The sequence below is a fragment of the Dyella sp. Tek66A03 genome (assembly GCF_052567735.1).
Window position 1 is genome coordinate 1,127,623 of record NZ_CP199584.1, and the last position, 14,974, is coordinate 1,142,596.

General features: G+C 64.3%; 12 protein-coding genes. 8 read left to right on the forward strand and 4 right to left on the reverse strand.

All coding sequences use genetic code 11. The annotated features are described in order from the left end of the window. Positions 1-5: 5 nt before the first annotated feature. Genes ACT01B_RS04985 through ACT01B_RS05005 form a run of 5 tightly spaced genes read left to right on the forward strand, consistent with a single transcriptional unit; the run spans position 6 to position 5,622 of the window. Positions 6-1,634 (forward strand): xylulokinase, encoded by a 1,629-nt coding sequence (locus ACT01B_RS04985; RefSeq protein ID WP_445146273.1) that lies wholly within the window; start codon positions 6-8, stop codon positions 1,632-1,634. Further along, positions 1,631-2,281 (forward strand): class II aldolase/adducin family protein, encoded by a 651-nt coding sequence (locus ACT01B_RS04990; RefSeq protein ID WP_445146274.1) that lies wholly within the window; start codon positions 1,631-1,633, stop codon positions 2,279-2,281. The genes ACT01B_RS04985 and ACT01B_RS04990 overlap by 4 nt, the downstream gene beginning before the upstream one ends. Then, a complete protein-coding gene (locus ACT01B_RS04995) occupies positions 2,278-3,753 on the forward strand; it encodes an aspartate aminotransferase family protein (protein ID WP_445146275.1) in 1,476 nt (491 codons plus the stop codon). The genes ACT01B_RS04990 and ACT01B_RS04995 overlap by 4 nt, the downstream gene beginning before the upstream one ends. Before the next feature lie 5 nt (positions 3,754-3,758). Further along, positions 3,759-4,397 (forward strand): hypothetical protein, encoded by a 639-nt coding sequence (locus tag ACT01B_RS05000; RefSeq protein WP_445146276.1) that lies wholly within the window; start codon positions 3,759-3,761, stop codon positions 4,395-4,397. Positions 4,398-4,443: 46 nt separating this feature from the next. Further along, positions 4,444-5,622, forward strand: coding sequence for an MFS transporter (locus ACT01B_RS05005; protein ID WP_445146277.1), 1,179 nt, complete (start codon positions 4,444-4,446; stop codon positions 5,620-5,622). A 60-nt stretch (positions 5,623-5,682) separates the two neighbouring features. Here ACT01B_RS05005 and serA read toward each other — a convergent pair whose 3' ends face one another. Further along, positions 5,683-6,915, reverse strand: coding sequence for a phosphoglycerate dehydrogenase (gene serA / locus ACT01B_RS05010; protein ID WP_445146278.1), 1,233 nt, complete (start codon positions 6,913-6,915; stop codon positions 5,683-5,685). 123 nt (positions 6,916-7,038) lie between these two features. Between serA and ACT01B_RS05015 the strand changes: the two genes are divergently transcribed. The 3 genes from ACT01B_RS05015 (at position 7,039) to pip (ending at position 10,549) form a co-directional block, all read left to right on the forward strand. Continuing rightward, entirely contained in the window at positions 7,039-8,421 is a 1,383-nt protein-coding gene (locus tag ACT01B_RS05015) for an FAD-binding oxidoreductase (RefSeq protein WP_445146279.1), read from the forward strand. A gap of 67 nt (positions 8,422-8,488) precedes the next feature. Then, positions 8,489-9,520, forward strand: a complete 1,032-nt coding sequence (locus tag ACT01B_RS05020; protein ID WP_445146280.1) for a YncE family protein — start codon at positions 8,489-8,491, stop codon at positions 9,518-9,520. A 72-nt stretch (positions 9,521-9,592) separates the two neighbouring features. Further along, complete coding sequence (gene pip, locus ACT01B_RS05025) at positions 9,593-10,549, forward strand: prolyl aminopeptidase (RefSeq protein ID WP_445146281.1); 957 nt, start codon at positions 9,593-9,595, stop codon at positions 10,547-10,549. A 60-nt stretch (positions 10,550-10,609) separates the two neighbouring features. Here the strand turns inward: pip and ACT01B_RS05030 are convergent, their stop codons facing one another. The 3 genes from ACT01B_RS05030 to upp form a co-directional block, all read right to left on the reverse strand. Continuing rightward, positions 10,610-12,376 (reverse strand): EAL domain-containing protein, encoded by a 1,767-nt coding sequence (locus ACT01B_RS05030; protein ID WP_445146282.1) that lies wholly within the window; start codon positions 12,374-12,376, stop codon positions 10,610-10,612. A 52-nt stretch (positions 12,377-12,428) separates the two neighbouring features. Further along, positions 12,429-14,075 carry a methyl-accepting chemotaxis protein gene (locus ACT01B_RS05035; RefSeq protein WP_445146283.1) on the reverse strand — a complete coding sequence of 549 codons (1,647 nt, stop codon included), beginning with the start codon at positions 14,073-14,075 and terminating at the stop codon, positions 12,429-12,431. Between the two features lie 250 nt (positions 14,076-14,325). Further along, the gene (gene upp, locus ACT01B_RS05040) at positions 14,326-14,967 is read right to left on the reverse strand and encodes a uracil phosphoribosyltransferase (RefSeq protein ID WP_445146284.1); all 642 of its coding nucleotides are present in this window, start codon (positions 14,965-14,967) and stop codon (positions 14,326-14,328) included. Positions 14,968-14,974 lie beyond the last annotated feature (7 nt).

Here is a 14,974-nt window from a genome sequence, read left to right on the forward strand (position 1 = left end):
CCCCGATGCCTGTCGCTACACCAGCCGCCGCGTCTGCCCACGCCCCCTGCCTGGTGCTGGCTGTCGACCTGGGTACCTCGGGCTGCAAGTGCGCCCTGGTGGGATTGGATGGCGTGGTGCATGCCTGGGCGTTTCGTCCGGTGGAGTTGCACCTGGTTGGCGACGGCGGCGTGGAACAGGACCCGCAGGACTGGTGGGAGGCCTTCCTTGGCGCCGCCCGGGAACTGCTGGCCCCGGAAAACGGACGTCGCCGCCAGGTGGTGGCCGTGTGCTGCTCGTCGTTCGGCGAGTGCACGGTGCCGGTGGATGCCGAGGGACGCGCACTGGCGCGCGCGATGCTTTGGTGCGACATGCGCGGGGCACAGGCCATTCGCCGTCGTGCGCGTGGCGGCTTGTTGAGCGTCCAGGGTTACGGTCCGCTCAAGCTGGCGCGCTGGTTGCGCCTGACGGGCGGCGCACCGTCGCTGTCGGGCAAGGATTCGGCGGGGCATCTTGCGTGGCTGCACGATCATCACCAGCCGCTGGTCGAGCGCACGCACAAATTCCTCAACGCGCTCGATTTCATGAATCTGCGCTTGACTGGCCGTTTTTGTTCCACCCACGACTCCGCGCTCACCACCTGGGCCACGGACAATCGTGACCTGTCCAAGGTGCGCTATGACGCCGGTCTGCTGAAGGCGCTCGGCCTGAGCGGCGACAAGCTGCCCGAGATAGTGCATTCGACCGACGTGATCGGCACCTTGCTGCCATCCGTCGCCGCACTATTGGGGCTGGCACCAGGCACACGCGTGATCGCCGGAGCGGTCGATAATTCGGCGGCCGCGATTGGCGCGGGCACCGTACGCGACGGCGAGCTGCACCTGTATCTCGGTACGTCTTCCTGGCTCGGCGCGCATATTCCAGAAAAGCGCACCGACCTGGGCTCGTTCGTGGCCTCGCTGCCTTGCGCGCAAAAAGACCGCTATCTGGCCATGGCGATGCAGTCGGCCGCCTGCGGCAACCTGGCGTTCCTGCGCGACCGCATCCTGTTCCACCCCGACGAGTTGTTGAGCGACGACATGCGCCCGGACGTCTATCAGATACTCGACCGTATCGCCGAGCGCGTGCCGCCGGGTTCGCGCGGCTTGATCTATACGCCCTGGCTGTTTGGCGAGCGCACGCCGGTCGACGACAAGACGCTGCGCGCTGGCTTGTTCAACCTGTCACTGGAGCACACACGCGAGGACGTGATCCGCGCCTTCCTCGAAGGCGTAGCATTGAACACGCGCTGGATGCTTGAGCCGATGCTGCGTTTCATCCGCGGACAACGCGGCGCGGCCATGACCGTGGTAGGCGGCGGCGGCCAGTCGGCGGTGTGGTGCCAGATGATCGCCGACGTTACCGGCATGGTGGTGCGCCAGCCGCAGGCGCCGATCCAGGCGAATGCCCTGGGTGCCGCCTTTATCGCCGGTGTGGCCCTGGGCGAGCTGAACTACGCTGACGTGCCAGCGCTGTGTCGCCATCGCCAGCAGTTCGAACCGCGCGAGTCGATGCGCGGGCTCTACGACGAGAGCTTCGCCACCTTCAAGGAACTGCATCGGCGGCTCGCGCCGATGTATCGCCGTATCAACCGCAACAAGGAGGCGCCCCGATGAGATTCCAGGCCGAACGCCAGTGCGTGGTCGAGATCAGCAGGAAACTGGCTGACCGTGGCTACTTCGCCGCCACCGGCGGCAATCTCGCGCTGCGCATCGATGACGAACACATGGCGGTCACGCCGTCGGCCACCGATTACCAGCGCATGCTGGCGACGGATGTATGCGTGCTGCGCCTGGACGACCTGCGCAAGGTGGAAGGCGATCGCAAGCCATCGGTGGAAACAGGCATGCATGCGCAAATGCTGCGCGCGCGGCGCGATTGCCGTGCCAGTGTGCATACACATCAACCGGCGGCCAGTGCGTGCACGCTGCTCGGAAAGGCTTTAGTGGTTGATGACCAGCGCCGTGTGCTGTTGGGCGCGGAAGTGCCTGTAGTTGGCTACGCTCCTTCTGGCACCAGCTGGTTGTCGAACAAACTGCGGCGCGCGCTGCGCCCGGACGTGAATGCCTACCTGCTGCGCACCCACGGTGCGATCTGTTGCGGCGCATCCATCGAGGCAGCGCTGCAGGCCGTTGTCGCGCTCGAGGCGCTGGCGCAGGAGCAGTTGCGCGCTCGCATTGCGGCGCGCGCATCCACCAACCTCGCGCTGCAGCATTTGCTCGCCACTCTCGACGATCACCCGGTCCAGGACTTACACGCATGAATATCACCCGTGCTCCCATCGAGCCGCCTGTGGGCAGCGCCATCTCGCAATGGCCGGACACCGATACGCTGTATCGCCGCTTCGATGCCTTGGTCAACCAGCCCATGCGTCCGATCCGGCGCGAGGCCATGGCCAAGGTGATGGACTACTTCGAGCAGCGTTGCCAAGGTTCCAGGCGCCTGGCCGAGCAGGCCAAGCAAGTGATTCCCGGCGGCGTGCAGCACAACCTCGCGTTCAATCTGCCGTTCCCGCTGGCCATTGCCGACGCCAACGGCGCGCACATGACGGATGTGGATGGCAATCGCTACATCGATTTCCTGCAAGCCGGCGGCCCGACCCTGCTGGGTTCCAATGACCCGACGGTGCGCGCCAAAGTATTCGAGCTGCTTGAGCACTGCGGACCCACCACCGGTTTGCTGCACGAATACGAAGTGAAGTTGGCCGAGCTCGTCTGCGAGCTGATGCCGGGCATCGACATGTTGCGCATGGCGGGATCGGGCACCGAGGCGGTCATGGGCGCCATCCGCCTGGCGCGTGCCTATACCGGTCGCAAACGCGTGATCAAGATTGGCGGTGGTTATCACGGCTGGAGCGACTCGATGGTCTATGGCATGCGCCTGCCCAAGACGGGGCGCATGGAAGCGGTGGGCATTCCGCGTGGCGCCACGGCGAACACGCAGGAAAGCCTGCCCAACGACCTGGAAGCGATCCGCCGCAAGCTGCGTTGGAACCGCCTGCGTGGCGGTACCGCAGCGGTGATCGTCGAGCCGTTCGGGCCCGAAAGCGGTACGCGGCCGGTGCCCAAGGACTTCAACGCCCAGCTGCGCAGGCTGTGCGACGAGTTCGGTGCCTTGCTGATCTTCGACGAAGTCGTGACGGGATTTCGTGCCGGCCTGGGCGGTGCGCAGGCCTATTTCGGCGTGACGCCGGATCTCACCGTGCTCGGCAAATGCCTGACCGGTGGCTACCCGATGTCAGGCGGAATCGGCGGGCGGCGCGACATCATGATGATGTTGGTGGGCGGCATCGGCACCACAGCCAAGCGTGCGTTCGTCGGCGGCACGCTGACGGCCAATCCGCTGTCCTGCGCCGCGGGATATTACGCGCTGAAGGAAATCCAGCGTACCGATGCCGCGGTGAAGGCCGGGCGCGCGGGCGATCGCCTGCGTCATGGCTTGGACCAGATCATTGAGCGCCTGGGGCTGCCCTTTGTGGCGTACAACATGGGCTCGATCGTGCACCTGCAGACTTCCGGCGTGATGTTGCTGGACACCAGCAGCCTGCTCAAGCTGGTGCGGCTGAAGGATGAAGCCAAGCGTCGCAAGCACATGATGGAAGAAATGGGCGCGGCCTATACCGCGCATGGTTTGATCACGCTCGCCGGCAGCCGGATCTATACCAGCCTCGCCGACACCGACGAGATCGTCGACGAGGCGTTGAACCGCTTCGAAGACGTGTTGAAACTGGTGTGACGCCCATGAACCTTTCCCACCTGCTTGACGAAGCTTGCCAGCGCCTGCATGACCGCCACCTGCTGGGCACGGACGGCAGCATGTCGATGCGCCTGCCTGGCGAAGCGGTCATGTTGCTGCGTGCCGCCGATGCCGATGGCGGCAGCCTGGTGTCGGTACCGTTCGCCAAGGCGCAGGGCGACGCCGCGGTGCATGCCGCGATCTATCTCGCCCGCGCGGATGTTGGTGCGATCGGGCTGGGCGGTGGCGCGTTCGGACGTACCCTGGCCGGTTTCGGCGGTGGCTTGCCACAGGTCTTCGACGAACAAGCGCGACATCTCGGCCGCACTACCGTGCCCTTGCGCGCCATCGGCGCGGATTTGCGTACGGATGCGAAGCGTTGTCTCGCGAAGGGCGGCAACCTGTGGGTCTGCGGACGGCGCGTGGCGATTCTGGGCACGACCGAACAGCGATTGGTGCTCAACGCGGAACTGGCCGAGAAGTGCATCAAGGCCTATGTGATGGCGGCGGGCACCGGTGATCCGGTGCATACGCTGCCGTGGTGGGTCTGCTACATCGCTAACGGCCGCTTGCATAAAGACCAGGCGCGCGCGGCCACGCGTATGGCGTCGGGGCTCAGACCGGAAGAATCGAACGGTTACTAGGGGGCAGCATGCAACGCGACGACGTCTGTATTTGCCGGGTACGTCCATGAATAAGCCCGTTTCAACGAACTTCCGTCGTTCCGAAGTGATCGCGGCGCTGCTGCTCGGTTGCGTGGCGCTGATGATGCTGGGGCTGCAGCCGGTCCTGCTGGGCGAGTTGGTGACGCAGCGAAGAATCTCGCTGGAAGGCGTGGGTGTGGTCGCCATGGGCGAGATCTTCGCGCTTGGCGTTGGCGTGATCCTCGTCGAAAAATGGCTGCCGCTAGGATATCTCCGCCACACGACGGCGCTCGCCAGCCTGCTGCTGGCTGGCGTCAACCTGCTGACGCCATTGGCTCATGGTGACCTCGCCTGCGCGTTGATGCGCATAGCGGCCGGACTGCTGGCGGCTGGTTTGTTCGGGATCACGGCCATGGTGATCGTGCGCTCGATCAAGCCTGATCGGCTCGCTGGCATTTTTCTCACCTTGCAGACGCTGGCCCAGGCGCTGGTGGCCTTGTTGCTGGCGCGCTGGCTGATGCCTTATGTCGGCTGGCAGACGGGCTTCGTCGCGCTGGCCGTGCTGTCGCTGCTGCCGCTGCTCTTGCTGCGCTGGCTGCCCATGCGGCTGGGCTTGCATGAGGAGGCGATCACGCCCTCGGTGGTGTCGCTTCGCGGTTTCCTGGCGCTACTGGTGCCATTCGCGCATCTGTGCGCGGTGGGTACGCTTTGGGCCTATATGGAGCCGCTGGGGCAGGCAGCCGGATTCACTGCAAGCAACGCGCAGGTACTGGTGGCACTGGTGCTGGCGATGCAACTGATTGGCGGCAGCGTGGCTTCCGCCGTGGTGCGCTGGTGGCGGGCGCCGTATGTGCTGGTGGCTGGCGCCGTGTTGTTCGCCGCCATCGGCGTGGCCATCCATGGTTTGGCCGCAGGCAATACGCTGATGTTTGCCGTGCTGAGCGGCGTATTTGGATTTGGATGGCTATTCCTGATGCCGTTCCATATCCGCCTGGCGTTCGACGTTGATCCGCAAGGACGCGTCGCCATGCTCGTGCCGGCTGCCCAATTGCTGGGCAGCGCCTTTGGTCCCTTGACGGCCTCCTTCAGCATCAGCGGCAATGACGTGGGGCATGTGCCGCTGGTGGCTACGGGCTTCGCCTTGCTGGTGGCAGCGTCCCTGCTGGCGCTGCGGCTCCGCGCACCGGCGGCATCGCTTAACCCTACCGGCGCGAGTCCAGAGTAGTCCGTTGCGCAAAAGAAAACGGCGCCGCGAGGGCGCCGTTTTCTACCGTTGGCGCGGGACTCAGTACAGTACGCGACTGCGCAGCGTACCTGGGATGGCGGCGAGCTGGTCCTTCAATGCGCCCGACTGCTTCTCGTCGGCGGCGACATCGATGACCACGTAGCCGACCTCACTATCGGTCTGCAGGAACTGGGCGTCGATATTGATATTGCCGCTCGAGAACAGTTCGTTGATGCGCGAAAGCGTGCCCGGCACGTTGCGATGGATGTGCAGCAGGCGGCGACTGTGCGGGTGTTCGGGCAGGGATACTTCGGGGAAGTTCACCGCGGACAGGGTCGAGCCGTTGTCGCTGTAGCGCACCAGCTTGGCCGCCACTTCGATACCGATATTGTCCTGCGCTTCCAGCGTGCTGCCGCCGATATGCGGCGTCAGGATGACGTTGTCCATGCCGACCAGGGGCGATACAAAGGCGTCGTCGTTACCCTTGGGTTCCACCGGGAACACGTCGACGGCGGCGCCGAAAAGATGGCCGGAACGCAGCGAGGCGGCCAGCGCATCGATATCCACCACGGTGCCGCGCGAGGCGTTGATCAGCAGCGAGCCTTGACGCATGCGCGACAGCTCGTTTGCACCAATCATCATGCGCGTAGCGGCCGTTTCGGGGACGTGCAGGGTGACAATGTCGGCACGTTCGAGCAGATCTTCCAAGCTGTCGGCGGCCCGCGCATTGCCCAGCGACAGCTTGGATTCGATGTCGTGGAAGATCACGCGCATCCCCAAGCTTTCGGCCAGCACGCCTATCTGGGTACCGATGTGGCCATAGCCGACGATGCCCAGCACCTTGTCGCGCGCCTCGAAGCTGCCGGCGGCGGACTTGGTCCAGCCACCGCGATGGCAGAGCGCGTTCTTCTGTGGAATGCCGCGCAACAGCATGATGGCTTCGGCGATCACCAGTTCGGCCACGCTGCGCGTGTTGGAGTAGGGGGCGTTGAACACCGGGACGCCCAGTCGGCGTGCGGCGCCCAGGTCCACCTGGTTGGTGCCGATGCAGAAGCAGCCGACGGCAATCAGCCGTTTAGCCTGCTGCAGCACGTCGTCGGTGAGCTGGGTGCGCGAGCGGATGCCGACGATATGGGCGTCCGCAATACGTGCCTTCAGTTCGGCTTCCGGCAACGCCTTTTCGTGGAACTCGATCTGGCTGTAGCCGGCGCGGTGGAAGCTGTCCACGGCGCTGTGGCTGACGCCTTCCAGCAGGAGCACCTTGATGTCTTGTTTCGGGAACGAGGTCTTCATGGGCCGTTGCGCAAGGGATAACCTCCTCACTATGCCAGACCTTGTGACAGATTTGCGGCATCGCAACACTGGACGCTGCGAGCCAGCGCTGGCAGGCTGCACAGATGCCTCTGGGACCTTTTCATGACTGACGCTCGCCTGGCCGTTCTTGCCGACCGACTGCCCAACCTGCGACTGCTGACCGACCCGGCCGACCTTGAGCACTATGGCCGCGACTGGACCCGCCGCTGGACACCCGCCCCGCTGGCCATCGCCTTGCCGGCTGAGGTGGCCGAGGTGCAGGCGATCGTCCGCTGGGCGAACGAGCGGGGCGTGGCGGTGGTGCCTTCAGGCGGTAGGACGGGCCTGTCTGGCGGCGCGGTGGCGGCCAACGGCGAGCTGGTGCTGAGCCTGGAGCGGATGAACCGTGTGCTCGAGTTCGATGCCGTAGACCGCACCCTCAGCGTGCAGGCCGGCATGACCTTACACGCCGTGCACGAGGCGGCACGGGAGCAAGGCTTGGTCTATCCCGTGGATTTCGCCGCGCGCGGTTCCTGTTCCATCGGCGGCAATATCGCCACCAATGCCGGCGGCATCCGCGTGATCCGTTACGGTAATACGCGCGAGTGGATCGCCGGGCTGACCGTGATAGCAGGCAATGGCGAACTGCTGCAGCTCAATCGTGGCTTGATCAAGAACTCCAGCGGCTATGACTTGAGGCAATTGATGATCGGCTCGGAGGGAACCCTGGGCGTGGTGGTCGAAGCGACCTTGCGCCTGACCAATCCGCCGCCGCCGTCGCAAGTGATGTTGTTGGCCTTGCCGACCATGGAAGCCTTGATGGAGGTGTTCGCGCTGTTCCGCGCGCGCCTGTCGCTGCAGGCCTTTGAGTTCTTTACCGATGCCGCGCTAAGCCACGTGCTGGCGCACGGCGCGCAGCGTGCCATCGACGGCGATCATCCGTATTACGTGGTCACCGAATTCGATGGCGACGAGGCCGCCCAGGATGCTGCGCTGGCAACGTTCGAACTGGGTATGGAGCGCGGCTGGATCAGCGATGGCGTGATGGCGCAGAGCGACGCGCAGGCCGCCGCCTTGTGGCGCCTGCGCGAAGGTATTACCGAGAGTCTGGCGCCGCATCGGCCGTACAAGAACGACATCTCGCTGCGCATCAGCGCGTTGCCCGATTTCCTGCACGAAATCCAGGGGCTGCTCGGTCGCGAGTATCCCCATGTCGATGTGGTGTGGTTCGGGCATATCGGCGACGGCAACCTGCACATCAACGTGCTGCGCCCCGCGGATCTATCCGAGGCCGATTTCATCGCGCAGTGCGAGCACGTGACCAAGCTGCTGGCGGATACCCTGCAGCGCCATGGCGGCAGCATTTCCGCGGAGCACGGGATCGGGCTGGTGAAGCGTGCCTACCTGGGAAGCACCCGTAGCGAGGCGGAGATTGCCCTGATGCGCGGTGTGCGCCAGGTATTCGACCCCAAGGGCATCCTCAACCCCGGCAAGCTGTTCTGTTGACGTCACTAAGGCGGCCCTAAGCCCAAGGGAGCATGCTCAGCGGACCTCATCTCCGACGGGCCTGAACATGCAACGACATCTCCGCAGCACCCTGGCCGCGACCCTGCTCGTTTTCTGCGCCTCCTACGCCATGGCCGCGCCGCAGCCCTCCGACTACCGCGTGCTGTCGCGCCTGCAGCTGGGTGGCCCGGGTGGTTGGGACTACCTGAGTTTCGATGCCCAGCACCGGCATCTCTTTGTCAGCCGCGCCGATCGTGTGTTGGTCGTCGACGTTGACCAGAACAAGCAGATCGGCACGATCCCCGGCACCGAGGGCGTGCACGGCATTGCCATCGCTCCCGAACTGAAGCGTGGCTACACCAGCAATGGCAAGAACGCCTCCGTGACCGTGTTCGACCTGGATTCCCTGGCCGTCGTCGCCACGGTGAATGGCACCGGCGAGAAGCCGGACGCCATCCTCTATGACCCCGCATCCAAGCACGTGTTCACGTTCAACGGCAAGAGCAACTCGGCCAGCGTGATCGACACCAAGACCAATAGCGTGGTGGGCACCATCGCGCTCGCCGGCAAGCCGGAATTCGCGGCCACGGACGAGATGGGTCATGTCTTTGTAAATATCGAAGACCGCGCCGAGCTGGTGAAGATCGACACCAAAACCAATACCGTGGCCAGTACCTGGAAGCTGGGTACCTGCGAGTCGCCCAGCGGCCTGGCCATCGATAACAAGAAGCATCGTCTGTTCTCGGTCTGCGACAACAAGCAAATGGCCGTCGTCGATGCAAATAACGGACACGTCGTGGCGATCGTGCCGATTGGCGAGGGCCCGGACGCAGTTGTGTTCGATGAGGGCACGTCGATGGTGTACAGCTCCAACGGCGAAAGCGGCAATATCACGGCCGTGCACCAGGACGATGCGGATCACTACAGCGTCGTGGCCACGATTCCCACGCAGCCGAGTGCGCGCACGCTCGCGCTCGATCCGAAGCTGCATCGCCTGCACCTCTCGGCGGCACAGTTGGTTGCGCCCACGACACCGGGTGCCGGCAAGCGCTCGATGGTTCCCGACAGCTTCACCATCCTGACGGTGGGACGCCCGTAAGGATCGCCCTGCGAGCTCAGGGACGGCGTGATAGCCTTATCCGCCGTCCCTGATGTGTTGAGGAGATTGAGCATGCCGCAGGCACTTCGTTCGTTGTATCCCGAGATCGAGCCGTATGACAGCGGCATGCTCAAGGTGTCCGACCTGCATACGCTTTATTACGAGCAGAGCGGCAATCCGAACGGCAAGCCGGTGGTGTTCCTGCACGGTGGCCCGGGCGGGGGTACCAACCCGAAGTGCCGCCGTTTCTTTGACCCGGCGGTCTACCGCATCGTGCTGTTCGATCAGCGCGGTTGCGGCAAGTCCACGCCGCATGCCGAGCTGACCGACAACACCACCTGGCATCTGGTCAACGACATCGAGCGTGTGCGCACGCAACTCGGCATCGATCGCTGGCAGGTATTCGGCGGTTCCTGGGGTTCGACCTTGGCGCTGGCGTATGCGCAGACGCATCCCGATCGCGTCACCGAACTCGTGTTGCGCGGCATCTTCATGCTGCGTCGCTCGGAGCTGGAGTGGTTCTACCAAAAGGGTTGCGACGTGCTTTATCCGGACGCGTGGGAGTCCTTTCTCCATGCGATTCCGGAAGCTGAGCGCGGCGACCTGATGAGTGCGTATCACCGTCGTCTTATCAGCGTCGACCCGCAGGTGCGCGTAAATGCTGCGCGTGCCTGGTCGGTGTGGGAGGGCGCCACCAGTTATCTGTGGCAGGACACCTCACATATCGAGTCGAGCGCCGAAGACGAGTTCGCGTTGGCGTTCGCCCGCATCGAATGCCATTACTTCGTGCATGGCGGCTTCTTCGAACACGATGACCAATTGCTGCGCAACGTCGACCGTATTCGCAAGATTCCCGCCGTGATCGTGCAGGGCCGTTATGACGTGGTGTGTCCGATGCGCAGTGCATGGGACCTGCATCGCGCGTGGCCGGAGGCCGATCTGCGCATCGTGCAGGATGCCGGTCATTCGGCGTTCGAGCCCGGCAATATCTCGGAGCTGATCGAGGCGACCGACCGCTTCCGCGGCTGATCTCGTAAGCAGGTAGATTTGCAGCGTCAGCCCTGGCCGGTAACGGTCGGGGCTTATTGTTTAGGGAGTCACCGCTTCCAACGGCGGCGTCACCCGCGCGAGTACATGCAGGCCCACGTTGGAGCGCTTGGCCTGTCGCTTGGCGCGTGCTGCGAAAGCCGCAATCGACTGGACGCGCTGCGGCAGCGGCGGTGATAGCTGTACCGCGCCCATGACTACCGTAGTGAACGGAAAGAACTGCGGCGTGCCGCGACGATCCTTGCCGCGCAGTCCGCCGCGTGCAATATCGGCGGCGTCGAACAAGTGGGGCGAGCGCGAGTTGAAGGCCTCGATCACGCGATGGCAACGCGCAGCCCAGTCCTCACTCTGAAACAGCACCACGAAATCGTCACCGCCGATATGCCCGACGAAGTCGAGCGCAGGATCGACATATTCGCTGAGCAGGCTGGATAGCAGCCGGATCATCTCGTCGCCGCGCGAGTAGCCGTAGTGGTCGTTGAATGGTTTGAAGTCGGTCAGGTCGACGTGCACCACCACGAAGCGTTCGCTGCCGCTGAGCAGACGCTCCAACTGTTCGGTGGTTGGGATATTGCCGGGAAGAAACGTCAGCGGATTGGCATGTCGTGCGGCGTCGATGCGCAGTTCGCTCACGCGGCGCACCAGGGCTTCGCCGGTGCCGAGCCCACGATACTCGCCATCGCTGGTGACGATAAAGCCATCGCTGAGATAGCGTTGATCCTCGCCGCGAAGGACGTCAGCGAGGCTTTCCAGGCTGCGGTGTTCATCGCACACCAGGGGCGCGCCATTCATCAGTGCCGTACATGACTTGCGCGCCAGCAGTTCACGGGCGAAAGGTTGGGCCATGCGTTCATTGACCAGCCGGCGATTGATCAAGCCGATGGGGCGGCCATCCTTCACCACCGCCACGGCGTGCAGTTCCGGGTGGAGGACAAACAGCGCCATCACTTCGTCGTTGGTCTGTCGGGGATGCACGGAAGGTGCATCCATCAGCAAGTGACGCACCTGGGTGGGGCGCTGCGTCACCGGCCCTCGCGGCCGAGGCGGCACCGAGACCGAAGGCGTGCGCAGCATCTGTTGCGCCGCTTCGCTGGCCTCCGTCACCGGTTCGCCGATCGGCTTGCCGATCAGGAACCCCTGGGCGTAAGGAATGCCGAGTTCGCGCAGCAGGCGCAGGTCGGCGGGATCTTCCACCCCTTCGGCGACCAGATCCGTGCCCAGCGTTTCGGCGACCTGGCAGAGCGCGCGGACGATGGCCAACCTTCCCGCGCTGCGGGACAGTCCGTGGATGAGGTAGCGGTCGATCTTGACGACATCCGGATGGATCTCGTTCCACATCTCGAAGCTGGAATGGCCATTTCCGAAATCGTCGAGCGCAATGCGGATGCCATGCGCACGCAGATAGCCCAGCGCATGGGCCAGGCGGGCAGGGTTCTCCACCACGTCGCGTTCGGTCACTTCGATGGTGATGCGCGCGGGGTCCAACCCGCTGCCGGTAAGGGCTGTCAGAACCTCGTCGGGACGCAAGGCATCGTGCAGGATCGCCTGGGCGCTGAGGTTGACCAGGAGCCGGCCATCACCGGGATGCGTAGCGAAGGCGCGGCAGATGGTGCGCGCCGCGTGCAGCTCGATATCCGCCAGCCGACCCTCCATGCGCGCGAGATCCAGCAGGTTGAGGATGGAGAAGTTGCCGGGCATGAAGGCGCAACGACTGAGTCCCTCGTGTGCGACGACTTCGAGCGTATCGACGCGCACCAGCGGCTGGAATACCGGTGTGAGACTTCCTGCCGCGAGTGCGCGCTCGAGCATGTGATGTCGGGACTCAGGGCGTAGCGGGATGGCTGGCATGCATGGCTTGGACTCAGGCCGCCGCAGCGACCCGATACGAGTGCTTCACTGCGAGTGGGGGCGGCGCCTCGTGCGCCTGCTCATGAGTGTCTTCCACGGCATCGGGAAGACGGAAGAAGGCCACCTGGCGCATCAACGCCTCGGCGTCGGTGCTGAGCGCGCGGCCCGTCATGTTGATGTCGTCCACCAGGCCAGCGTTTGCCTGCGTGATCTTGTCCATGTCGAGCACACTGCGATTGATCTGGGTGACGCCGCTGACCTGCGCCTGGCCGGCATCGGAGATCTGCGAAACCAGGCCCGAAACGCGCGCCATGCTTTGCACGATGCCGTCCAATGCCTCGCCGGATAGCGCAACGCGTGCCCGCGCCACATCGACGGCTTCCGTGCTGCTGGTGACGAGACGGCGGATATCCTTGCCGGCCTCCACACAGCGCCGCGCGAGCAGGCGCACCTCATTGGCCACCACAGCGAAACCGCGGCCGCGCTCGCCGGCGTGCGCCGCTTCGATGGCCGCGTTGAGCGAGAGCAGGTTGGTCTGGAAGGCAATGCTGTCGACCAGGTCGACGATCTCCGTAATCCCAAGACTGGCTTGTTGAATCGCGTGCATGGAGTCCAGCGCTTCGCCGGCAACGTGACGCCCCTGTTCGACATGCCCCAGCGCTTCGCGTGCCGCGTGGGCGGCGCCATCGGCATGGTCGGCGCCTTGGATGGCCTTGCTGGACATGTGTTCGATCGAGGCGGCGGTCTGTTCGAGGTTGGCAGTCTGCGCCTGGGTGCGCTGGCTCAACGCCTGGTTGTCATGCGACAGGCGATGCGCGCGTTCGTCCACCGAGCACGCGCTGGCGCGGACTTGCTTCAGCACGCGCGTCAGCTGTTCGTCCATGGAGGCCAGCGCGCGCAGCAGCTTGCCCAGTTCGTCATTCACGCCGGCATCGAATCGTTCGCCGAGGGTGCCGGATGCAATGCGCTGGGCGACGTCGGTGGCCAGGTTCAGGCGCTGCATCAGGCTGCGCATCAGGGTGCCATCGAGCACGATGGTGGAAAGCAGAGCCATCACCAGCAAGACGAACAGCAGGAGCATGCCCTGGCGATCGGCCTGGCGTTGCGCCTGCACCTGGCTGTTGCCCTTGGCCAGTGCGGCCTGGAACAGGTTGGCGAAGTCGCTCTGCAGCGGTTCGTAGGCCGGTTGTACTTCCGTGCTGAGTTTCAGCGCGCCGATGTCGAACTGGCCGGCGTCGAGCAGGGCCAGCGTTTCGTCGATGGCGCGGTCGGCCTCGGCGCGATGCACCTCGGTCAACTTCAAGGACTGGGCCTGTTCCTGTGCCAGCTCGCTGGTGAGCAGCCGCTTCCAGTGACGCTGCGCATCGACGCGATCGGCATGGATGCGGGTGTGCGCGTCGTCGACAGCAGAGGGTAGCTGCGACAGCACAGCATGTACCAAGGCCTGCAGGCTGCTGTTGTAGTCGTTCTGCACGCGGCCGACATCGGCCACCGGACTGAGCGAACCCTGCACGAGCCCCTCGATGCGCGTGTCAGCCCGACGCAGCTGCACGATGCCTGCGGCGCAGGTCAACGCGAGCAATCCGAGGATGGACAGCAGGCGCAGCAGCAGACGCTTGCGCAGCGTCAGCAGGGGAATCCACTTCGGTAGCTTGAGCATGGGATGTCTGAGGGTGAGAAGACTGCAAGAGCTATCGGCTCACCACGCAGTTACTTAAGCAAAAAGATTAATTAGTGCTACGGAAATCAAATTGTTATGGCTGTTCTTGAGGGACGGACCAGCGCCGGAAAGATCGCATGGCTAGATGTCGTCTCCGTGACTTTCGTGCTGCATTTCTCATTCCGCATAAAACGAAAAGCCCCGCTGTCGCCAGGCGGGGCTCTGTGTGGGTGCCGTGGAGGCAAGGCCGTCAGGTGGCTGGCAGCTGCTTGGTGCCGAAGATCTTGTCGCCTGCATCGCCGAGGCCGGGCAGGATGTAACCGTGCTCGTTGAGCCGTTCGTCGATCGCTGCCGTATAGATCTCGATATCAGGATGGGCGGCTTCGATGCGCTTCAGGCCTTCGGGTGCGGCGACCAGGAACAGCCCCTTGATGCGTTTGCAGCCGGCGGCCTTGAGCATGTCGACGGTGGCGACCAGGGTGCCAGCGGTGGCCAGCATCGGGTCGACGATCAGCGCAATGCGCTCGTCCATGCGGCCGGTGAGCTTTTCGTAATAAGTGACGGGCTTGAGTGTTTCCTCGTCACGCTGCAGGCCAACCACGCTCACCTTGGCGGCCGGGATGAGATCGAGCACGCCGGGCAGCATGCCCAATCCCGCGCGCAGGATCGGCACGATGGTGATCTTCTTGCCCTTGATCTGCTGCACGGTCAACGGCCCAGCCCAGCCGTCGATGGCCTGCTCGATGGTCTCCAGGTCCTTGGTGGCCTCGTAAGTGAGCAGGGCCGCCACCTCGGAAGCGAGCTCCCGAAACTCCTTGGTGCTGATGCCGGCGCGGCGCATCAGGCCGAGCTTGTGCTGGATGAGGGGGTGGCGGACTTCGACGATTTTCATGCGGGAG

What these genes read in the sequence shown, in the direction of transcription:
- ACT01B_RS04995 (WP_445146275.1), top strand. Translation starts at nt 2,278, where the DNA reads ATGAATATCACCCGTGCTCCCATCGAGCCGCCTGTGGGCAGCGCCATC.
- serA (WP_445146278.1), bottom strand. Translation starts at nt 6,915, where the DNA reads ATGAAGACCTCGTTCCCGAAACAAGACATCAAGGTGCTCCTGCTGGAA.
- ACT01B_RS05035 (WP_445146283.1), bottom strand. Translation starts at nt 14,075, where the DNA reads ATGCTCAAGCTACCGAAGTGGATTCCCCTGCTGACGCTGCGCAAGCGT.
- ACT01B_RS05005 (WP_445146277.1), top strand. Translation starts at nt 4,444, where the DNA reads ATGAATAAGCCCGTTTCAACGAACTTCCGTCGTTCCGAAGTGATCGCG.
- pip (WP_445146281.1), top strand. Translation starts at nt 9,593, where the DNA reads ATGCCGCAGGCACTTCGTTCGTTGTATCCCGAGATCGAGCCGTATGAC.
- ACT01B_RS05000 (WP_445146276.1), top strand. Translation starts at nt 3,759, where the DNA reads ATGAACCTTTCCCACCTGCTTGACGAAGCTTGCCAGCGCCTGCATGAC.
- ACT01B_RS05030 (WP_445146282.1), bottom strand. Translation starts at nt 12,376, where the DNA reads ATGCTCGAGCGCGCACTCGCGGCAGGAAGTCTCACACCGGTATTCCAG.
- ACT01B_RS05020 (WP_445146280.1), top strand. Translation starts at nt 8,489, where the DNA reads ATGCAACGACATCTCCGCAGCACCCTGGCCGCGACCCTGCTCGTTTTC.
- ACT01B_RS05015 (WP_445146279.1), top strand. Translation starts at nt 7,039, where the DNA reads ATGACTGACGCTCGCCTGGCCGTTCTTGCCGACCGACTGCCCAACCTG.
- ACT01B_RS04985 (WP_445146273.1), top strand. Translation starts at nt 6, where the DNA reads ATGCCTGTCGCTACACCAGCCGCCGCGTCTGCCCACGCCCCCTGCCTG.
- ACT01B_RS04990 (WP_445146274.1), top strand. Translation starts at nt 1,631, where the DNA reads ATGAGATTCCAGGCCGAACGCCAGTGCGTGGTCGAGATCAGCAGGAAA.
- upp (WP_445146284.1), bottom strand. Translation starts at nt 14,967, where the DNA reads ATGAAAATCGTCGAAGTCCGCCACCCCCTCATCCAGCACAAGCTCGGC.